Annotated in this window: 20 protein-coding genes; 9 read left to right on the forward strand and 11 right to left on the reverse strand. The window is 69.8% G+C overall.

The window, feature by feature from the left end; translation table 11 throughout:
• Positions 1 to 12: 12 nt before the first annotated feature.
• Positions 13 to 285 carry a DUF7518 family protein gene (locus tag GN153_RS11975; protein ID WP_159903075.1) on the reverse strand — a complete coding sequence of 91 codons (273 nt, stop codon included), beginning with the start codon at positions 283 to 285 and terminating at the stop codon, positions 13 to 15.
• 238 nt (positions 286 to 523) lie between these two features.
• Between GN153_RS11975 and gatB the strand changes: the two genes are divergently transcribed.
• The gene (gene gatB, locus GN153_RS11980; protein WP_159903077.1) at positions 524 to 2,005 is read left to right on the forward strand and encodes an Asp-tRNA(Asn)/Glu-tRNA(Gln) amidotransferase subunit GatB; all 1,482 of its coding nucleotides are present in this window, start codon (positions 524 to 526) and stop codon (positions 2,003 to 2,005) included.
• A gap of 9 nt (positions 2,006 to 2,014) precedes the next feature.
• On the opposite strand, the gene GN153_RS11985 is transcribed toward gatB, so the two are convergent.
• The 3 genes from GN153_RS11985 to GN153_RS11995 all read right to left on the reverse strand — a co-directional run bounded on the left by GN153_RS11985 (position 2,015) and on the right by GN153_RS11995 (position 5,172).
• Positions 2,015 to 3,346 (reverse strand): MFS transporter, encoded by a 1,332-nt coding sequence (locus GN153_RS11985; RefSeq protein WP_159903079.1) that lies wholly within the window; start codon positions 3,344 to 3,346, stop codon positions 2,015 to 2,017.
• Positions 3,347 to 3,401: 55 nt separating this feature from the next.
• The gene (locus tag GN153_RS11990; RefSeq protein ID WP_159903081.1) at positions 3,402 to 4,196 is read right to left on the reverse strand and encodes an arylamine N-acetyltransferase family protein; all 795 of its coding nucleotides are present in this window, start codon (positions 4,194 to 4,196) and stop codon (positions 3,402 to 3,404) included.
• A 601-nt stretch (positions 4,197 to 4,797) separates the two neighbouring features.
• Positions 4,798 to 5,172, reverse strand: coding sequence for a hypothetical protein (locus GN153_RS11995; protein ID WP_159903083.1), 375 nt, complete (start codon positions 5,170 to 5,172; stop codon positions 4,798 to 4,800).
• A gap of 112 nt (positions 5,173 to 5,284) precedes the next feature.
• Here GN153_RS11995 and GN153_RS12000 point away from each other — a divergent pair, with 112 nt between their 5' ends.
• From GN153_RS12000 to GN153_RS12010, 3 genes are all read left to right on the forward strand, one after another.
• The gene (locus GN153_RS12000) at positions 5,285 to 6,010 is read left to right on the forward strand and encodes an alanyl-tRNA editing protein (protein ID WP_159903085.1); all 726 of its coding nucleotides are present in this window, start codon (positions 5,285 to 5,287) and stop codon (positions 6,008 to 6,010) included.
• Complete coding sequence (locus GN153_RS12005; protein WP_159903087.1) at positions 6,010 to 6,786, forward strand: alpha/beta hydrolase family protein; 777 nt, start codon at positions 6,010 to 6,012, stop codon at positions 6,784 to 6,786. The genes GN153_RS12000 and GN153_RS12005 overlap by 1 nt, the downstream gene beginning before the upstream one ends.
• 77 nt (positions 6,787 to 6,863) lie before the next feature.
• The gene (locus tag GN153_RS12010; RefSeq protein WP_159903089.1) at positions 6,864 to 7,631 is read left to right on the forward strand and encodes an SDR family NAD(P)-dependent oxidoreductase; all 768 of its coding nucleotides are present in this window, start codon (positions 6,864 to 6,866) and stop codon (positions 7,629 to 7,631) included.
• A 41-nt stretch (positions 7,632 to 7,672) separates the two neighbouring features.
• On the opposite strand, the gene GN153_RS12015 is transcribed toward GN153_RS12010, so the two are convergent.
• From GN153_RS12015 to arsN2, 4 genes are all read right to left on the reverse strand, one after another.
• Complete coding sequence (locus GN153_RS12015) at positions 7,673 to 8,161, reverse strand: protein-tyrosine phosphatase family protein (RefSeq protein WP_159903091.1); 489 nt, start codon at positions 8,159 to 8,161, stop codon at positions 7,673 to 7,675.
• Positions 8,162 to 8,284: 123 nt separating this feature from the next.
• The gene (locus tag GN153_RS12020) at positions 8,285 to 8,869 is read right to left on the reverse strand and encodes an adaptin protein (RefSeq protein ID WP_159903093.1); all 585 of its coding nucleotides are present in this window, start codon (positions 8,867 to 8,869) and stop codon (positions 8,285 to 8,287) included.
• A gap of 24 nt (positions 8,870 to 8,893) precedes the next feature.
• Positions 8,894 to 9,904, reverse strand: coding sequence for an NAD(P)-dependent oxidoreductase (locus GN153_RS12025; RefSeq protein ID WP_159903095.1), 1,011 nt, complete (start codon positions 9,902 to 9,904; stop codon positions 8,894 to 8,896).
• A gap of 111 nt (positions 9,905 to 10,015) precedes the next feature.
• On the reverse strand, positions 10,016 to 10,453 hold the full coding sequence (gene arsN2, locus GN153_RS12030; RefSeq protein ID WP_159903097.1) for an arsenic resistance N-acetyltransferase ArsN2: 438 nt from the start codon (positions 10,451 to 10,453) through the stop codon (positions 10,016 to 10,018).
• A gap of 125 nt (positions 10,454 to 10,578) precedes the next feature.
• Between arsN2 and GN153_RS12035 the strand changes: the two genes are divergently transcribed.
• From GN153_RS12035 to GN153_RS12045, 3 genes are all read left to right on the forward strand, one after another.
• Positions 10,579 to 11,514, forward strand: a complete 936-nt coding sequence (locus tag GN153_RS12035; RefSeq protein ID WP_159903099.1) for an amidohydrolase family protein — start codon at positions 10,579 to 10,581, stop codon at positions 11,512 to 11,514.
• A gap of 90 nt (positions 11,515 to 11,604) precedes the next feature.
• Positions 11,605 to 12,804 (forward strand): 3-hydroxyacyl-CoA dehydrogenase, encoded by a 1,200-nt coding sequence (locus GN153_RS12040; RefSeq protein ID WP_159903101.1) that lies wholly within the window; start codon positions 11,605 to 11,607, stop codon positions 12,802 to 12,804.
• A gap of 128 nt (positions 12,805 to 12,932) precedes the next feature.
• A complete protein-coding gene (locus tag GN153_RS12045) occupies positions 12,933 to 14,069 on the forward strand; it encodes a thiolase family protein (RefSeq protein ID WP_159903103.1) in 1,137 nt (378 codons plus the stop codon).
• Positions 14,070 to 14,281: 212 nt separating this feature from the next.
• Here the strand turns inward: GN153_RS12045 and GN153_RS12050 are convergent, their stop codons facing one another.
• Positions 14,282 to 15,076: an enoyl-CoA hydratase/isomerase family protein gene (locus tag GN153_RS12050; RefSeq protein ID WP_159903105.1), complete on the reverse strand. Its 795-nt coding sequence runs from the start codon at positions 15,074 to 15,076 to the stop codon at positions 14,282 to 14,284.
• A gap of 154 nt (positions 15,077 to 15,230) precedes the next feature.
• Between GN153_RS12050 and GN153_RS12055 the strand changes: the two genes are divergently transcribed.
• Together GN153_RS12055 and GN153_RS12060 are read left to right on the forward strand one after the other, a co-directional pair.
• Positions 15,231 to 16,247 carry an MBL fold metallo-hydrolase gene (locus GN153_RS12055; protein ID WP_159903107.1) on the forward strand — a complete coding sequence of 339 codons (1,017 nt, stop codon included), beginning with the start codon at positions 15,231 to 15,233 and terminating at the stop codon, positions 16,245 to 16,247.
• Between the two features lie 74 nt (positions 16,248 to 16,321).
• Entirely contained in the window at positions 16,322 to 17,554 is a 1,233-nt protein-coding gene (locus GN153_RS12060; protein ID WP_159903109.1) for a CaiB/BaiF CoA transferase family protein, read from the forward strand.
• A gap of 20 nt (positions 17,555 to 17,574) precedes the next feature.
• Here GN153_RS12060 and GN153_RS12065 read toward each other — a convergent pair whose 3' ends face one another.
• Positions 17,575 to 18,636 carry an FAS1-like dehydratase domain-containing protein gene (locus GN153_RS12065; protein ID WP_159903111.1) on the reverse strand — a complete coding sequence of 354 codons (1,062 nt, stop codon included), beginning with the start codon at positions 18,634 to 18,636 and terminating at the stop codon, positions 17,575 to 17,577.
• Positions 18,637 to 18,736: 100 nt separating this feature from the next.
• On the reverse strand, positions 18,737 to 20,041 hold the full coding sequence (locus tag GN153_RS12070; RefSeq protein ID WP_159903113.1) for a hypothetical protein: 1,305 nt from the start codon (positions 20,039 to 20,041) through the stop codon (positions 18,737 to 18,739).
• Between the last annotated feature and the right edge of the window lie 12 nt (positions 20,042 to 20,053).

Genomic DNA, 20,053 nt, shown 5'->3' on the forward strand with positions numbered 1-20,053 from the left:
GGGCCGCGCCGCCTACGCGATGATGATGTCCGAGTCCTCTGCCTCTTCGGTCTTCCCGTCGGCCGGCTCGGCTTTAGTACTGTCGGCCTCCGTGGGGTCCGTTTCGGGGTCCGACTCCGTCCCGTCGAACTCGTGTCCGGGGACGAAATCCAGCTCCTCGTCGACCGCGCTCTCGAGTTCGCGCACCCGGACCTTGCACTCGACGAGTTCGTCCGTCAGCCCCTCGACCGACGCCTCGAGCTCTTTGACGCGTGATTCCAGTTCCTCGACGCGGTTGCCGCACATGTGCCCCACCTTTCACCCCGTCCACATAAACGTGCGTCAGACATTGGTTCGCCAGCGGATACGTTCCACGCCGGCCCGCTCGGCGTCTCTCGCGCCACAACCCGTCCTCTTGGCCGACCGGACGGACGTCTCCACACCTGGAGGTGAAACGGGGGGCTGTCCCCGCGGCGCCGCTCCGTGACGGCCGGCGCCCGAACGGGTGCGTTAGCCTTTAGCGAGCGGCTCCCGAACCCGGGGTATGGCTCAGGTACAGGCCGACCGCGACCTCGCCGTGGTCATCGGGCTGGAGGTCCACGTCCAGCTCGAAACCGACACCAAGATCTTCTGTGGCTGTTCGACCGGGGCCAGCGAGGAGCCCAACACCAACACCTGCCCGGTCTGTCTCGGCCTGCCCGGCGCGCTGCCGGTCCTCAACGAGGGGGCCGTCGAGGCCGCCGTCAAGGTCGGCAAGGCGATCGACGCCTCGATCCCCGAACGGACCCGGTTTCACCGGAAGAACTACTACTACCCCGACCTCCCCAAGAACTTCCAGATCTCCCAGTACGACGCCCCCATCTGCCAGGACGGTGAACTGGAGTTCGCCGTGGAGGGCGAGCGCCGGACGGTCGGGATCGAGCGAGCCCACCTCGAGGAGGACCCCGGCTCGCTGAAACACAAGGGCGGCTCCATCGACACTGCCGAGTACACCCTGGTCGACTACAACCGCGCCGGGACGCCGCTTCTTGAGGTCGTCACCGAGCCGGACTTCCGGGACGCGGGGGAGGTGCGCTCTTTCCTCGCGAAACTGGAGGAAGTACTGGAGTATCTGGGCGTGTTCGACGCCGAACGCGACGGCAGTCTCCGGGTCGACGCCAACCTCTCGGTCGTGGACGGCGAGGAGGTCGGCCCCGACGGGGAGATCGACGACGCCACCCTCGAAGCCGCGAACCGGACCGAGGTGAAGAACATCTCCAGTCACAAGGCGGCGGAGAAGGCTCTCTCCTACGAGGCCCAGCGCCAGAAAAACGCCATCGAGCGCGGGCGCGCGGTCGAGCAGGAGACCCGCCACTGGGACGAATCCCGCGGCATAACCGTCTCGATGCGCTCGAAGGAAGAGGAGAAAGACTACCGGTACTTCCGGGAGGCCGACCTCCCGCCGCTGGAGGTCGCCGACTGGAAAGAGCGCATCGAGATCCCCGAACTCCCCGACGCCCGCCGCGAGCGGTTTCGCGAGGAGTACGGCCTCGGCGAGGAAGCGGCGGACAAGCTCACCTCCACCAAGCAGGTCGCGGACTTCTTCGAGGACGTGGCCGCGGCGTTCGACGCCGACCTCGCCGCCACGTGGGTCGCCGACAACCTGCTCGGCGAACTCAACTACCGCGACATGGCGGTCACCGACGTCGACGACCGGCTGGACGAGATACAGCGGCTGGTCGAACTGGTGGCGACCGACGAGATCACCGCCAAGAACGCCCGCGAGACGGTGCTGCGCTCGATGCTCGACGACGGGCGCCACCCCGACACCGTCGTCGAGGAGGAGGGGCTGGGCAAGACCTCCGGCGACGAGGTCCAGGCGGCCGTCGAGGCGGCCATCGAGGACAACCCCGACGCCGTCGCGGATTACCACGACGGCGAGGAGGGAGCGCTGAACTTCCTGGTCGGCCAGGTGATGCAGGCCACCGGCGGGAGCGCCGACCCCGGCGACGTGAATCAACTCCTGCGCGAGGAACTGGAGTCGTAGCGGACGCGATTACCGGTAGGCCTCGAACTCCTCGCCGAAGACGAGGAAGTAGCCGGTCCCGACGAGGCCGATGGCGGCCGCGAGCCCGAAGGCGACCTCGGGGCTCACGAAGTCCCAGAGATACCCCCCGAGGGCGGCGCTGGGGATGACGACGGTGTTCCGCAGGAGGTAGTAGGTGCCCGTGACCCGGCCGCCGGCGTCGGCTTCTGCGGGGCCGACGACCAGCGCCTTGTGGGAGGGCAGGCCGGCGAAGCGCAGCCCCGAGAACGCGAAGACGAGCGCCATCGCGAGCGGGGTCGCGGGGGCGGCGATCAGCACCACGGGGAAGACAGCGTAGACGGCGAATCCCAGCGCGACGACGGGCTTGAGCCCGACTCGCTCGGCGGCCTTCGCGGCGGGAGCCATCACCAGCAGGGCGACGGCCATCTCCAGGGAGAGCAGCAGCCCGAAGAAGGCCTCCGGCGAGAGCTCCAGCGCGTACGAAAAGCCGCCGACCGAGAGGGTCGTCTCCAGGCCCACGGCGTAGAGGTCCGTGACGACGAGGATGAAGAAGACGTAGACCATCCCGTTGGCGAAGCGGACCAGCGTGTCGCCGACCAGAAGCGGACGGAGCGGTGGGGGCATCTCCCGGAGGTCCCGGCGGACCCCCTCGAGGCCCGCAAACGAGTCGCCGACGGTGTCCGAACTGGCGTCGTACAGCAGGTGCTGGACGACGGTCCCGACCGCGCCGAACAGGACTGCCGCAGCGAGCACGTACCGGAAGCTCGTCGTGAAGACGGGGCTGAGGCCGATGAGGACCGTCGCCAGCGCCGGCCCCAGAAGGAAGGCGGTCCGGCGGAAGGTCTCGGTGCTCGCGAAGCCGGCCGCGAGCCGGGAGGGCTCGGTGGCCTGCTTCACGACCGCGAACGTCGCCCCGAGCCCCAGGGATTTCCAGGCCTGGGCGAGCAGGAGGCCGACGAACACCCAGACCCACGGCTCGACGGTCAGGCCGGCGACCGAGAGCGGCCCGACCGTCGGGGCGACGAGCCAGACCGCGAAGCCGGCGGTGGCGAGCAGGCCGAAGAGCGTCAGTGCCGTCCGCGAGCCGACCCGGTCGGAGATGGCACCGCCGGGGTAGGGGTAGACCGCCGAGACGACGTTGCTCGCCGTCCCGAACAGGCCGACGACGAAGCCCGACGCGCCCAGCAACTCGATGTACCGCGGGAGAAAGCGGCTGGTCATCTGGAAGGCGAGGCTGAAGGCGAACATCGCAAGTGACAGCACGAGCACGTCCCGCTGGAGCGCGAAGAACTGTCGAAAGGCGTCGAGTGGTCCCGAGGGTTCGGCCCGCTCCCGTGCCATCCTGTGAGTGCGGGTACGACCCGCGCCGCTTAGTGCGTACCGGTGACCCTGGCTGTCACTCCGCGCCGTTGACCCGCAGCCCGAACTCCGCGGCCAGGGTGTCGTGCCACTCCGCTTCCGGGACGGCGCGCTCGGTCTCCGTACCCTCCCGGTAGACCGTCAGCGTCTCGTGGTCGAGTTTCTTGTACCCTTCCCCGGTCCCGACGGTGACGACCGGGTCGCCGGTGAACGGCGATTCGGGAGCCCTCGAGAGGTAGTCACAGGAGGCCCGGAAATAGGAGAGCTCGCGGGGCCGCTCCTGGAGGACGTACCGGTCGGTCCACTCCCCGCCGGGTTTGCGGAACTGTGTCAGGTAGCCCGCGTCGGGGCGGTCGCTGTCGACGACCCGCCAGTCGACCCCCGCCCGGTCGGTTCGTACTCCGCCAGCAAGCGGCAGCGGCCGGCGCAGCGGCGGGACCGCGAGCCCCACGTCCACGACGTAGCGCCGGTCGAGGTCGACGATGTTGGTGTGGTGGTTCGCTGGCGTGCCGACGCTCCCGTCCTCGTTGAGCACGCAGGCGGCGACCCGGTCGGCCTCGAACCCCACCGCGCGCAGGAGGCCGTGAAACAGCCCGTTGAGTTCGAAGCAGTAGCCGCCGCGCTCGCGGCCGACGACCTTCTCGTAGAGCGCGTCGGGGTCGAGAGTGACCCCCTCGCCGCGCCCCTCGGCGAAGGGGTCGCCGACGATCGAGAGGTTCTCGAAGGGGACGGTCTCGACGTGGGCCCGCTGGAGCCGGTGGAGACTCTCGAGGTCGGTGGTCACCCCCTCGGGGTCGACGCCGACCCGCCGGAGGTAGCGTGCCGCGTCCATACCCTCTCTTTCGTGCCGGTGTCCGTAACGGTTTGGCGTTCGGGCGATGCGGGTTGTTCGCTCACTCCCTTGACTGAAGAACCGAGAACAGCAAGAAAGCCCCGACCGGTTCGACTCGGGGGGCTCTCACGGCTCCCTGCGGTCACCGTTCGAGCAGGCCGAGGTCTCCCTTCGGTCGACCTCGCGCTCGCTGCGGTCCTCACTCACTCCGTTCGTTGCGGTCCTTGCGTCACCGGGAGAGCGAAGCTCTCCCGAGCTCACGGCGGCTGCGCCGCCGTGAACGCCGTGCTTCCCGCAACGCCTCGCCCCTTTCAGTCCCGCCCGATCTGGACGTTCCAATTGGGCGCACGCTGTCGCGGCTCCGGCCGCGACGACACCGTGCGAGGGATGAGCGACTGAGCCCAGCGAAGGAGCGAATCGGCTGGGGAGGTCTGTGGCGCTGGGCGGGGCTGAAAGGGGCAAGCCGTTCGGCGACGGCGGCTGACGCAAGCACCGCAGTGAGTGCAACGAATGAGGAGCGCAGCGAAGCCCCCGAGCCGAACGGCTTGGGGCTTTCATGCTGCTCGACTCTTTTTATCCGATGTATGATCCTATTAAAAAATCAGCCCCGAAAGTCGAACCGCGGCGGGTCGATGTTCGGCGTCCGGTGGTCGACGGGCCGGCCGTCCTCGTACCGGACGAAGCTGAGATAGAAGGTCCGCCCGCAGCCGTCCTTCTCCGGGTCGGGGTCGTTCGCGCCGCCGCCGTCGACCGGTCCCGCCGGCTCGGCGTCTCCGGTCGCCCTCTCGCCTCCGTTGCCCAGACAGACGAACTCGACGCCGTCTGCGGCCTCGATATCCTCGACGTCGTCGGTCGGGGCGGCGTACTCCCACCCCTCCAGGGGCTCGCGGCTGACGCACTTGTCGTCGAGATACCCCTCCCGCTCGACGCCAGTCACCGCCCCGCAGTAGGGGCAGTGGTACGTGACTTCGACCATACTCCCTGTAGGGGCTGGAGCGGTATAGCGTAGGCGCCTGGGTTCCGGCCCCACTCTCTCGCTTTCGACGACACCTGGTGCGTTTTTACTACCCCGACGCCAACCCCGTGGTATGACGGAGCTGCTGTACCTGCCCGACGCCGACGGCATCACGGAGTTCGAGGCGACAGTCACGGAGGCGACCGAGGAGTACATCGTTCTCGACGGGACCTACTTCTACCCCGAGGGCGGCGGCCAGCCCGCCGACCGCGGCACGCTCTCCTGGGGCGGCGGCGAGGCCACCGTGCGCGACGTCCGGAAGAATCACGGCGACGTCCGCCACTACCTCGATACCCTCGAGGGCACGCTCCCCGAGGAGGGCGAGACGGTCGCCGGGGAAGTCGACGCCGAGCGCCGCGAGACACTCCGGCGGATGCACACCGCCCAGCACGTCGTCTCCCGGGTCGTCCTCGCGGAGTTCGACGCCACCACCGCGGGCAACCAGATCCACGAGGACCGCTCGCGGATCGACTTCGAGCCCGCCGACTTCGACGACGCCGACCTGGAGACTATCGAGACCGAGACCAACGCCGTCCTCGACCGCGACCTGGCGGTCTCGAAGGCCGAGCGCCCTCGCGAGGAAGTGGAGCAAGAGACACCCGAGGGCCGCACCCAGCTGGACCTCATTCCGGACCACGTCGACCCGCTCCGGGTGGTCGAGATCGAGGAGTTCGACATCTGCCCCTGCGGCGGGACCCACGTCGACCGGCTTGGCGAGGTCGGGCACATCTCGATTCTCGACCGGACATCCAAGGGCGCCGACGTCGAGCGCATCGAGTTCGAGCTCGTCGACGCCTGATGCCGACCCGACACGCCATCCCGGTCGCCGACGGTGAACGGGTGGTGGCCGTCCACCACGCGCCCGACGGTCGTGACGGCTCGCCCGGTGCAGGTGCGGACGGCTCGCCCTGGCTCGTCTTCTGTCACGGCTTTCTCAGCGACAAATCCGGCAGCTACGAGGGCCGGTGCGAGCGGGCAACTCAGGAGGGGTACCACGCCATCCGTTTCGATTTCCGGGGCTGTGGCGAGGCCGACGGCGACTTCGTCGACCAGACGCTCTCGGCCAAGGTGGCGGACCTGCGAGCGGTGCTCGCGCACTTCGACCCCGACTCGGCAGTGCTGTTCGGCTCCAGCTTCGGCGGGAAGGTGGCCTTCCACACGGCGGCGGAGCTGGCAGTCGACAGCGGCCCCGGTGCGGAGGTCAACGACGTGGCTATCGAGGCCATCGCCACCCGTGCGCCCGTGACGTACAACCGCACCTTCGCGGAGGCCCGCCGCGAGGTCGAGCGGGAGGGCTCGCTCACCTTCGAGACGGGACAGACCATCGACGGCCGCTTCTTCGAGGACCTCGCCGACCACCCCTTCGCGGACGCGGTCGCGGCCGTGGACTGCCCGGTTCTGGTAGTCCACGGGACAGAGGACGAGTCGATCGACATCGCCGATAGCTTCGAGGCCGCGGCAGCGCTGGAGACTGACGTGTTGCTGGAGAAAGTGCAGGGGGAAGGACACCGGTTCTCCGAGGCGGGCGAGCGGCGGCTTCGGACGCGGTTGTTCGACTGGCTGGCGACGGTGTAGCGACCCCTCTGTGGTGCGGTCGCCGGCCGCACTCCCGGGGCGCTACGCTTATGCGGTCCCCACGAAACGGGTAGGCAATGTCAGTGCTGGACCGGTTCAGGCTCGACGGGGAGACGGCGGTCGTCACGGGTGGCAACCGCGGGATCGGCTACGCCATCGCCGAGGGGCTGGCGGAGGTCGGCGCGAACGTCGTCGTCGCGAACCGCGACGCGGAGGCCGGCCGGGCGGCGGCCACGGACATCGCCGAGTCGACCGGCGCAGAGACCCTCGCCGTCCCGGCCGACGTGACCGACGAGGCAGCCGTCGAGGCCCTGGTCGCCGAGACCGCCGCGGAGTTCGGCGGCGTGGACGTGCTCGTGAACAACGCCGGCACCTCCTCCACCGGCCCGGCCGAGGAGATGGCCGTCGAGGAGTTCCGGCGGACACTCGAGGTCAACACCACAGGCGCCTTCCTCTGTTCGAAACACGCCGCCCGCGAAATGAAGGAGGGCGACGGCGGCTCCATCATCAACGTCTCATCGATGTCTGCGTTTATGGCGAACTACCCCCAACACCAGGCCGGCTACCAGTCCTCGAAGGCTGCCCTCGAAGGCATGAAATACCAGCTCGCCTCCGAGTGGGCCGAGTACGGGATCCGCGTCAACAACATCAACCCCGGCTACGTCGAGACGGAGATGCTCCCGCCCGAGGAGATGCGCCCGCCGCAGTGGCGCGAGGAGACGCTACTCGACCGTCTCGCCGACCCGGAAGAGATCGCGCCGCTCGCGGTCTACCTCGCCTCCGAGGCCTCCTCCTACGTGACCGGGACATCGGTGCTCATCGACGGCGGCTACCTCGTCCGGTAGCGGCGAGCGGCCCGGGGTCGTCCGTCCGTAGCTGCTCCGTCTCAGACCGTCGTCAACAGGTCGTAGAGGTCGGCCTCGGTCGCGTTGCCCTCCCGGACGGCCTCCCGTGGCGCGCGCGGGGCCGGTGCACTCTCGACGGCCTCGACGGCTTCCCGTGGTGCGTACCCCTGCCGGGCGAGCCAGGCCGCGCCCACCACGCCGGTCCGGCCGAGGCCGGCGTTGCAGTGGACGGCGACCCGGCCGTTCTCGGCCGCCCGGTCGAGGAAGTCGACCGTCTCCGCGAGCCGGTCGGGGTCGGGGAGGTGGCGGTCCTGGATGGGGAGGTGTGCGGTCTCGAAGCGGTCGCCGTAGGCGTCGGGCAGCCCCCAGCGCTTGCTCTCGCCCTCCGAGAGCAGGCAGACGACCGTCGAGACGCCGCTCCCGCGCAACAGTCCCGTCCAGTGCTCCAGGTCGGCGCCGAGGTGACCCGGCCGGCAGGCGCCACAGACCGGCTCGTCCTCCGCGAGCGGCCCGAAGTTCGCGGCGTTCACCGTCTCACCACCGGCTGCGTCGCCGGCCAGCCCCTCCGTGCGAGCGTCGTCATGGACGCCCGAACGGTCCCGAGCCTTGAATCCGTTCCGGCTCTCCCAAGACTGATACGCGGGTGCAAGCTGTCACTCCAGTTCCCGCGGGTCGAACGCTGCCGGGTGGATATCGCGCTCCTCGGTGGCCCGCGGGGCCGGCGTGTCGGTAAACGGCGTCGAGTCGGGGGCGGCGACCGGCGTCTCCCCCGCCTCCGCCGCGGGGACGAAGTCCCAGGAGTGGTAGTGGGTCCATCCCTCGGGCTCGAGGTCGGTGAGGTCGACGTCGTCGACGACGACGAAGTGCTCGACCGCGTCGGTGTGGTCCGTGTAGACCGACTGGACCAGCCGCAGCCGGTCCCGGCGGCTGGGGCTGGTCTCCGGCCGGGAGACGTCCTGCCCCGTCACCGGGTCGACGATGGTGCTGTCGACCTCGGGCGTCCGGAGGTCTGCCCGCATCTCCTTGGCGGCCTCCACGCCCGGGACGGCGGCCTCCACCCGCAGGCGCTGGTTGCCGGTCGCCCAGACGTCAACGTCCGGACGCTCGTGGGCGAAGTGTTTCACCCACGACAGCGGGACCACCTCCTTCTCGGGGTGGGGGTTGACCGAGACGGTCCAGTCGCGGTCGAAACAGAGGACCGTTTCGGGGGGTGTGGGTCGGGACCTGGGTGTGACCATGCCCGGGCTGGTCGGCCCGGTCGCTTATAGGTCGGGGTTGACGACGGTGTCGGGCCGCTCCCCGGCGAGCACGGCCTTGATCTTCTCGGCGCCGGCCCGGGCGGCACGCGGCGGGTAGCCGTCGGTCGCGCTGGCGATGTGAGGCGTGACGTGGACGTCCGGGTGCGACAGCAGGGGTTCGTCCTCGCCGGGGGGTTCCTCCGCCAGCACGTCCAGCGCAACGCCCGCCAGCAGGTCTTCCGCCATCGCTTCCTGCAGCGCGGCCTGGTCGACGACCTTCCCGCGGCCCGTGTTGACGAGGTAGTCGCCGGCAAGCGCGTCGAGTTCGGCCGGTCCGACCATCCCCTCGGTCCGCTCGGTGAGTGGGGTATGCAGCGTCACCAGCTCCGCCCGCTCGAACAGTTCCTCGCGGCCGACAAAGTCGACGCCCGCCGCCTCCATCTCGGCCTGGGTCACCCGGGGCCACCGGCCGGTCTCCAGGTCCCCGGTGACGTAGGGGTCGTAGCCGAGCACGTCCGCGCCGAAGGTCTCCGAGACCGCCCGCGCCACCCGCGAGCCGACGAAGCCCAGGCCGACGACCCCCACGGTGCGCTGGCCGAGCTCCAGCACCGGCTCGCGGGACCACTCGCCCTCGCTCGTTCGCTCCAGCCGGTCGGGCCACCCGCGCAGGAGCGTCACCATCATCCCGACGGTGTGCTCGACGACCGCCGGCCCCGGCCCCTCGGGGTTGTGGACGACGACCACCCCGTTGCGTGTGGCGGCCTCCAGGTCGATGTGGTCGTAGCCTGACCCGTGGACGGCAATAACGTCGAGGTCGTCGGCCGATTCGATGACTGTCTCCGTGACCTCGCCAGCGCGCAGGAAGACGCCCGCTTTGCCGTCGAGCGCAGCCGACAGTTCGTCGTCCGCGCGGACGTGCAGCGTCCCCGGCGGGAGTTCGAGTTCCGAAATCGTGTAGTCGGGGCCGAGCGCGTCTGCGAACGTCTCCACCTCGACGGGGTGAGAGGAACTGGAGACGACGAGTACGTCGGGCATGACCCCGGTTCGACCGGGCCGGTGTTAGGTGTGTGGATCGCCACCGCGGGACTGCCGTCACCGCGGAGCTACCGTGGCTGCGGGGCCGTCGCGGCGACTGCGCGGCGCGGCTCAGAGCCGCGTTCGCATGCAGACCGCCGTCGCCGGACAGAGGTCCTCGAACTGCCTCGTCTCCCGGATGTCCGGAGGCGTATCCGACCGCTCGGTTTCCTCGTACCCGCGGTCCGCGAAGAAGCCCGCCGCGGTCGTCGTCAGCAGGTACAGCGCCTCCACGCCCTCGGCGCGGGCTATCTCCTCCAGCCCATCGCAGATGGCCGTGCCGATACCTGATTCCCGCTCCGACTCGCGGACGGCGACCGACCGGAGCAGTCCCGCGTCGCCGTACAGCTCCAGCCCGCCGGTTCCGACGACGCCGCCACCCGCGGCTGCGACGTAGAACTGTGCGGACCCGGAGCGCACGTCCGCCGACGGGAGGCCGTTCGCCGCGAGGAGCCGTTCGACGTCGTCGAGCTGGCGCTCGCCGGCCGGTTCCAGCCGGAGGTCGGCCATACCCTGTGTTTCGGGCGGGCCGACAAAGACGCTGGTGGCGACGCGGCGTGAGCTCCCCGGTGCTCCGACCCCTCACCTGCCGGGCGACCGCCATCTATATGGCCCGCCGCCTTCCCTGACAGGGCATGTCACACGTCGTCGACGTTCACTCCCACTGGTGGGCGGAGGACTGGATCCCGGAGGCGTACTGGGAGGCGATGACCGACATCATCGTCCGCGAGATGGAGAAGGGCGGCCGCGACCCCGACCGCCAGCGGGTCCGCGAGGAGTACATCCCCACCTACTGGGACCCGACCGGCGAGGAACTCCTGGAGCGGATGGACGAGGCAGGCATCGACCACCAGGTCGTCTTCGGACTCGACTGGGGGATCCCCCTGGGCGACCCGCCGCTTGCCGTCCGGGAGTACAACCGCAAGGTCGCGGAGTTCACCGGCGACCACGACGAGCTGACGGGCTTTGTCACTGTTGACCCGCGCCGGGAGTTCGCCGTCGAACACGTCCGGACGGCGCTGGACGACTGGGGAATGAGCGGCCTGAAACTCCACCCCACGTCGGGGTTTCACCTCCACGACCCCGAGACCTACCGCCTGCTCCAGCTCTGTGACGAGCGCGACGTGCCCGTCCTGACCGACTCCGGACCGATCGCCGCACCGCTGTACAGCAAGTACTCCCACCCGACACACGTCGACGAAGTCGTCACGGACTTCCCGGAGCTGGACCTCGTCGTTGCCCACATCTCGCTTGGCTGGTGGCGAGACCTGCTCGCGGTCGCGGACGTGAACGTGAACACCCGGATGCGCGTGGACATCTCGGGCTGGCAGGGCCGCGCCGAGGAGTACCCGGAGGAGTTCGCCCGGGCGGTCCGCCGCTTTGTCGATGCGCTGGGGGCCGACCGGGTCCACTGGGGGACCGACGACCCCGCTTTCGACGCCGCCTACCCCAAGGAGGAGTGGCTCGAGGCCACCCGCGCGCTGGCCGACCGCGAGGACGAACACGCGCTCACGGAGGCCGAACTCGAGCAGGTACTGGGTGGGGGTGCGGCCGGGTTGCTGGGGCTGTGACCGTCCGGCGGCCCGGCCGGCGGTGAGTGAGGGTCACCCTCGCCACGCCCTCTCACAGGTTTTATGCCGGTGCTCGGAGTCCCGTCGGACATGGTCGTAGACATCGACGACATCCAGGAGGTCGCAGTCATCGGCAGCGGACAGATGGGGCGCGGTATCGGCGCGGTCGCCGCGCTGGCCGGCTACGACGTCGCTATCAACGACATCGACGAGTCCCAGCTCGAGGAGGCCCGCGAGCAGATCCAGTGGTCCTACGAGAAAGCCGCCGAGAACGACCCCGACGTGACCGAGGCCGACACCGAGGCGGCCTTCGACCGGATCTCCTTCACCACCGACCAGGAGGAAGCGGTCGCGACCGCCGACTTCGTGACGGAGGCCGCCGTCGAGCAGCAGTCGGTCAAGGAGGACATCTTCGAGACGCTCGACGAGGTCGCTCCCGAAGAGGCGATCCTCTCGACGAACACCTCCGGGCTGAACATCACCCGGCTCGCGGAGGTCACCGACCGCCCCGACCAGGTCGTGGGCACCCACTGGTTCAACCCCCCGATGCTGATGGACCTGGTGGAGGTCATCATGACCGAGTACGCCCCCACGGAGGTCGGTGATACCGCCGAGGCGCTCATCGACTCCTTCGGCAAGACGCCGATCCGCTGCAAGATGGACATCCCCTCCTTTATCGTGAACCGGCTGATGCGCCCCTACGGCGAGGGGGCCGCCTGGATGGTCTACCGCGGCGAACACTCCATGCGGGAGGTCGACTCCGCGATGAAGTACAAGGAGGGGTTCCCGATGGGGCCCTTCGAGCTCGCGGACTACACCGGCGGCATCCAGATCCGCGTCGAGGGCGAGGGCGACCATTTGGAAGACGACCGCCCGATGGCATACGACACCGAAGTGTGTCCCATCCTCCACCAGCTCTACGAGAAGGGCCGCTACGGCCGGAAGGCCGGCGCCGGCTACTACGACTACAGCGACCAGGACGAGCCCGACATCCCCGTCGACGCCGGCCAGGGCTTCGACACGCTGCTGGTGTGGGCGCCCATCGTCAACGAGGCCGCGAAGATGGTCGAGAACGACGTCGCCAGCGTCGAGGACATCGACACCGGCGCCCGGCTGGGCGGCAACTGGCCGATGGGGCCCCTCGAGAAGGCCGACGAGGTCGGGCTGGAGACCGTGCTGGCGAAGCTGACCGAGGTGGCGAGCCGCCACGAGGACACCAACAAACTCGCCGAGACACTGCCCTGTGACCTGCTGGTCGAGAAGGCCAAAAACGGCGAGACCTTCTACTGACCCGGCAAGCGGGGGCGGCCCGCTGCTAAAATCAATTCGGATTGACACGTACGCGTCCGGGTAGACGGCAACACTGGCCCCTTTCCGGTGAGTATTGCGTCCACGTCGTGATTGGTCGAGGTGCAACCATGAATACGCCAGTCATCGTAGAAGCGGTGCGAACGCCGCAAGGAAAGGAGGACGGAGTTTTCGCGGACGTGCGCAGCGAGGACCTGTCGATCCCGCTGGTCGACGAGATGCTCGCCCGGACGGGGCTCACCGGCGAGGAAGTCGACGACGTCGTCTGGGGCTGTGCCCAGCAGCGCGACGAGCAGTCGACCAACATCGCCCGCCAGATCGCCATGTTCTCCGAGCTCGGCGAGGAGGTTCCGGGGACGACGGTCGACCGCCAGTGTGCCTCCTCGGCGCAGGCGATCATCCAGGCCGCCGACCAGGTCCGCGCGGGCACCCGGCAGGCGATCGTCGCCGGCGGCGTCGAGAACATGAGCCGCGTGAAGATGGGCGGGGGCTCCGGCGAGATGTACCCCGGGCTCGACGAGCGCTACGGGATGGAGAACCTCCCGATGGGCCAGACCGCCGAGAAGGTCGCCGAGGAGTTCGGTGTCACCCGCGAGGAGCAGGACGAGTACGCCGTCCGCAGCCACCAGCGCGCCCACGAGGCCACCGAGAGCGGGAAGTTCGCCGAGGAGATCGTCCCGATCGACAACGGCGAGGAGGTCATCGAGAAAGACCAGGGGATCCGGCCCGACTCCGACATGGAGACGCTTGCGGGGCTGCCGACCGTCTTCCGCGAGGACGGCACGGTCACGCCCGGCAACGCCTCCCAGATCTCCGACGGCGCCGCCGGCGTCCTGATCACCAGTGAGGCGCTGGCCGAGGAGCACGACCTCGATATCCTGGCGGAGGTGGGCACCCACCACGTCCACGGCGTCGACCCCACCATCATGGGGATCGGCCCCGTCCCCGCGACCGAGGGGCTGCTCGAGCGCGCCGGCACCGAGATCGACGACTACGGGCTGGTCGAGCTCAACGAGGCCTTCGCGAGCCAGGTCATCGCCTCGAAGCGCGAACTCGGGATCGACGACGAGATCCTCAACGTCAACGGCGGCGCCATCTCGATCGGCCACCCGCTGGGCTGTTCGGGCGCGCGCCTGCCCGTGACGCTCATCCACGAGATGAACCGCGAGGACGTCGACCGCGGGATCGCCACGGAGTGTGTCGGCTTCGGCCAGGGCGCGGCCATCGAGTTCAAGCTGCCGAACTGAGTCACGCCGCTGACCTTCCGTATTTTTCGCCCACGTTTTCGACGAGCGGTGGCTTCGCCACCCGAGGAGAAAAGGTGGTCGAGCCAGGGCGCGGCCATCGAGTTCAAGCTGCCGAACTGAGTCACGTCGCTGACCTTCTGTATTTTTCGCCCACGTTTTCGACGAGCGGGGGGCTGTGAGCGTTGCGGCAAAAAAAAGCCCGCGCCGTCTGCCTACTTCCCCTGGAACTCGGGCTCGCGGTCCTCGTTGAACGCGGCGGCGCCCTCCTCGAAGTCTTCGGTGCTCAGCAGGGTCTCGAACATGGTTCGGTCGTGGGCGATCCCCTCCCGGAGCCCGGTCTGGGTGGCCATCTCGGCGGACTCCTTGAGCGCCTGCAGCGAGAGGGGTGCCTGGCCGGCCAGGTCGGTGACGAACTCCTCGACCGCGTCGTCGAACTCGTGGTCGGGGTAGACGTCGTGGATGACCTCGGCGTCGCTCATCCGCTCGGGCGGGAAGTGCTCGCCGGTCATGGCGATCTCCTTTGCCAGTCCCGGTCCGGCGAGCTTCGTGATGTACTGCACGGCCCCGGCACCCGGCAGTAGTCCCAGATCCACCTCGGGGAGGCCAAAGCGGCTGGACTCGCTCGCGAACCGGAAGTCACAGGCCAGCGAGAGTTCGAACCCGCCGCCCAGGCAGTAGCCGTCGATCTTCGCCACCACGGGCGCGGGGAACTCCCGGACGAACTGGTAGAGGCCGGGGTCGGAACTCCCTCCGGCGGACTCGTCGGAGAAGCCGCCGATGTCCGCCCCGGCGGAGAAGGCGCGGTTCCCGGCGCCCTCGATGACGACCACGCGGAGCGCGACCCCGTCGGCGTCCTCGTTGTGGGCCTCGAGTTCCTGCATGGCCGCGAGCACGTCCGTGCGGATCTGGTCGTTGAGCGCGTTCAGGGCGTCGGGCCGGTCGAGCGTGACGGTGCCGACGCCGCGGTCGCCGTCCCAGTCGACCTGGACGGTCTCGTAGTCGCCCATCTCAGACGCCCCCCTGGCGTCGTGCGGTTCGCTGGCTGTGCCGTCGCGTCTGTTGAGACGGTGACATGGCTCATGCCACCGCCAGCGGCGACATAAAGACACCGGTCACGCGCATTCCGAAATACGTTTGTTCGGGTGACGTGCAATGCGAACGATGGACAGGATCTCGCTGTCGAACACGGCTTTCGAGGGGAACAACAACGCGTACCTGCTGCAGAGCAACGGGACCACGGCGATGGTCGACACCGGCGACGCGACCGAGGCGACCCGCGAACACCTGGAGGAGGAGCTCGCCGAGCGCGGGCTCACCTTTGCGGACATCGACGTCGTCTTCCTCACCCACTTCCACGGCGACCACACCGGGCTGGCGGCGACCATCCAGGAGGCGAGCGGTGCGACCGTCTACGCCCACGAGGACGACGCCGCGCTGATCAGCCAGGACCCCGAGGCCCAGGAGGAGATGGAGGAGCTACAGCTCAACTACTTCGACGAGTGGGATATCCCGGAGGACCAGCAGGCGGTCCTGAAGTCCATCATGCACGAGGACAACGGCCTGTTCGGCGCCGGCCCCGACGTCGAGCCCTTCGCCGACGGCGACACCTTCCAGGTCGGCGACTACGAGATAACTGCCCGCCACACGCCCGGCCACGCCCTCGGACTGGCGAGTTTCGAGCTGACCGTCGACGGCGAGAACGTCGTCGCCTCGGGCGACGCGCTCCTGCCGGTGTACACGCCCAACGTCGGCGGCGCGGACGTCCGCGTCGAGGGCGCACTCGGAAAGTACCTCGAGACGCTGCTGGAGTACATCGAGGCCGACTACGACCGCGCCTGGCCGGGCCACCGCGACCCCATCGAGGACCCCGCCGCCCGCGCGGCGACCATCATCGACCATCACGAGGAGCGAGCCTGGCGCGTGCTCGACGTGCTCCGGGAGCGGGGGCCGTCGACGCCCTGGGAGATCAGCGCCGAACTGTTCGGCGACCTCGAGTCGATCCACATCCTCCACGGCCCCGGCGAGTCCTACGCCCACCTCGAACACCTCGAGGCCGACGGCTACGTCACCCGGGAGGGCAAGGAGTACCGCCTGACCGACGCCGCTCGCGAGCGGATGGAAGAGATCGACGACGAGCGCTGGCCGCTGGTCGACCAGGACTACGAGCACACCCTCTGAGCCGGGCACGCGAAGCGCCACCGCGGGCCCCACTCCGTCCGAAGCTTCAAGCCCGGCCCGGCTGTCGCCGGAGCATGGAGTATCCCCTCTCTGACGTCCGCGTCGTCGACTGCGGGCAGGTGATCGCCGGCCCGCTGTGTGCCTGTTTCATGGCCGACCTCGGCGCCGACGTGGTGAAAGTCGAGCCGCCGGACGGCGAACTGTTTCGGCCGGAGGACGCGACGGGCGAGGAGTACGACGGCGCGCGCACCATCGACGGCGAGCCGTTCAGCCCCTCGTTCGAACTGTACAACCGCAACAAGCGCGGCGTGACCGTCGACCTGAAACGCGAGCGCGGCCGCGGGGTGATGTACGACCTGCTCGACGACGCCGACGTGTTCGTCCAGAACTGGCCGCCCGGCGTCGCCGAACGGCTGGGGCTGGGCTGGGAGACGCTGCGCGAGCGCAACCCCGACCTCGTCTACGCCCACATCACCGGCTACGGCGAGACCGGTCCCCTCGCGGAGTACCCCGGGATGGACACCATCGCCCAGCACATCTCCGGCTTTTCCTCCATACTGGGGTACGACGACGACCGCCCGCCGATCCGCTCGCAGTCCTCGCTGGCGGACTACATGGCCGCCTTCTCGGCGCTCTCGAGTTCGCTGGCGGCGCTGTATCACCGCGACGTCAACGACGCCGGCGGGCAGAAGGTCGACGTCTCGCTGCTTGAGGCGCTGGTCCACAACGTCGACGGCGCCTTCGAGGTCTACAACAACCAGGGCGAGGTGCCCCAGCCCGGCGGGCGCAACGCCTACTCCAGCCCCGACATGCTCTACGGGGCGGCCCGGGCGGCCGACGGGTGGGTCTGTGTCGCTCTGCTCCTGTTCTCGGACCGGGTCTGGGACGCCTACCGCGAGCTGGTCGACCGGCCGGAGCTGACGGGCAAGGAGAAATACGAGGACCGCGCGGGCCGGATGGACGACGCCGCGGAGCTGAGCGCGGCCTTCGAGGAGTGGCTGGCCGACCGGTCCGTGGCGGAGGCCGTCGACACGCTCAACGACGCCGGCATCCCTGCCGCCAGACACAACGACATCGGCGAGGCCGCCGAACTGGACCACATGGCGGCCCGCGATGTGTTCCGGGCCATCGAACACCCCACCTTTCAGGAACTCACGCTGACGTCGTCGCCGCTGTCGCTGTCGGAGACGGGCATCGAGGAACCCGAGCACGCGCCGCGGCTGGGCGCGGACACCCGCGCGGTGCTGGCCGACGCCGGCTACGACGAGGAGGAGATCGCCGCGCTCGAAGCGGACGACCTCATCTGACCGCCCGGGAGCGCCCTCGCTCACTCCGGGGGCAGCCGTGCCGCGCAGTCGCCGCTGACCAGCCGCGTCCCCGCCTCGTTCGTGACGGCGATGTCGGCCTCGACGGTCGCGCCCTCGCTCCCCTCGTCGACGGCCGTGACCTCGCCGCTGGCGGTGACGGTGTCGCCGGGCCAGAGCTGTTCCTCGAAGCGGACCCGAAAGTTCGACACGTTCGCCAGCCCGAACCAGTCCGCGACGAAGTGGGCCGCGTAGCCCGCGGTGAGCATCCCCTGACCGAAGACGCTCCGGCTCCCGGTCGCGTGAGCGTAGGGCTCGGAGTAGTGGACGGGGTTGAAGTCGCCGCTGGCGCCGGCGTACTTCACGAAGTCGGGGCGCTGGACGTCCTCGACGGTCAGTTCGGGGCCGGCGTCTCCGACGGCCACCTCCCCGGCGGTCCGGACCGGCTCGCCGGTCATGGTCGTCCCCTCCTCGGGGTCGAGGTACCGAGTGCGGTCCTCCCGTTCTATCTGCTCGCCGTCGGTGGCTGCCGTCTTTGCGCTCGCGCGGCCGTCGCCGGTCCCGCCGTCGCCGCCCGCGTCGCCGTCCCCGTCGTCGCCGCCGACGGACTCCTCGGTCTCGATGGCCGTCGACCGGTCCGTGACGACGAGGTCGCCGCCCTGGTCGTAGTAGGCAGTCTCGTACTCGACGAAGGTCATGGTTCCGCCCCGCCCTCCCTCGCGCTGGTAGACGTCGGCGAGCGTCGTCTCCCCGTCCAGGACGTCGCCGGCCACCAGCGGGCGCTCGAACTCGTAGGCCTGCTCGCCGTGGATGATGACGGGTTCGAGCCCGAGGTCGAAGCCGGTCCCCTCGACGCCCTCCGGGCGGTTGTGCGGGAACGCCGACACCCGGGTGAAGGTCAGCGGCGCCGGGACCGCGTCGAAGCCCCGCTCCCGTGCAGCGTCGGGGTCGTAGTGGGCGGGGTTGTCGTCCCGGACCGCGCGGGCGAATTCCGCGACCTTCCCGGGCGCGACCCGCAGCCCCTCCACTGTCTGCTTCGACTCGCCGACCATCGCCTCCAGGTCCTCGAGCGGTTTCGTCGGCATTACGCTCGCCCCCCGCGTCGTCGGCTGCTGGTGTGTGTCTGCATCGCTTCGGCGTGCGGGGGAACGGGACAAAAAGGCACCGGGGCCGTCGGCTGTCTCCTCAGCCCTCGCCATCCCGCTCGGCGTCGGCGAGCGTGACTGTCGAATTCCCGGAGGGAGACTCGTAGACGACGACGGCTCGGTCGACTTCACCCACCTCGACGGCCAGCGAGTCGCCGGGCGCGAGCGTCCCGTCACCCGGGTCGACGGTCTCGCCGTCGGCCCAGACCCTGACCCGGGCAAGCGGGAGCGGGTCACCGGCGACGTGTTCGACGGTCATCCGGTCGCCCGACAGCGTCGCATCCAGAGAGGCGAGCGGCGGGTCGACCCCGCCGCCCGGCTCCTCGACGGGCGCGAGCGTCGCAACCTCGACCGCGCGGCCGTCCCGGCGCACCGCCAGCGACTCGGCGTCGTCGAGCAGCCCCTGGATACCGTTGACCGTGTAGGCGTCCTCGAGTTCCGACGGCGTCGTCGGTGCGGCCTCGGGGACGTAGAGCCAGTACCGCTGGACGAGGTCCCCGTCGCTGACGGACTGGCCGACGCCGACGCGGACACCGGCGAGGGTTTCGTCGGCGAAGAAGTCGGCCAGGGGCGGCCTGAGCGCCGACGCCGCCCCCATCCTGTCGACGGTCGTCGGCGGCCGGGCGGCGACGAACAGTGGCCAGCCCAGGCTGTCGGTGTACCGCCGGTAGACCGACGACTCCTCGTGGAGGCGGGGGCGCTCGCCGCGGGCCGTCGCGAACAGGGTGTCCGCCTCCTCGCGGAACCGCTCCGCCGGCGCCTCGGCGTCGACCGGCTCGTCGCCGCCGACGACGGCGCCCTCGCTGACGGCGAGATACGCCCAGACTCCATCGCCCTGCCTGCGGTAGTAGCCGACCCCCTCGCGGGTCGCGTATCGCTCGAAAGCCGTCGGTCCGAGCCGCGACTCCACGTCGCTGCGGGCGAAGGAGCCCAGATAGACGACGTTCGACGACAGGCCGACCAGCATCCCCTCGAGTTCGCCGTACTCGATGCCGACGTAGCCGCCGAACATGGCCCACGAACTCACCCCCTCGTAGACGTCGGCCGGCAACGCCTCGCGGCGCTCGCGCAGGCGGGCGATGTTGTACGCGGCGTCGAACCCCCCGCGTTGCTCCCCGGTTCCCGGGACCCAGTCCCGGTAGGTCGGCTCCGGCACCGACAGCGACGGGAAGGGGGGGAGGTCGGCCCGCCGGACGGTGCCCCGGTCGCTCGCCGTGGATTCGGAAGCGGGCGTCGCGTCCGTGCGCGGCTGCGACCCCCCGGCCAGGCTTCCGCAGCCGGCGAGCCCGGCCGCGAGCGGGACGGCCGCGGCCAGCAGCCGCCGGCGCGTCGTCCGTGGCTCCATACCCCGTCCGAC

It is taken from the genome of Salinirussus salinus (assembly GCF_009831455.1).
Lineage (GTDB): Archaea > Halobacteriota > Halobacteria > Halobacteriales > Haloarculaceae > Salinirussus > Salinirussus salinus.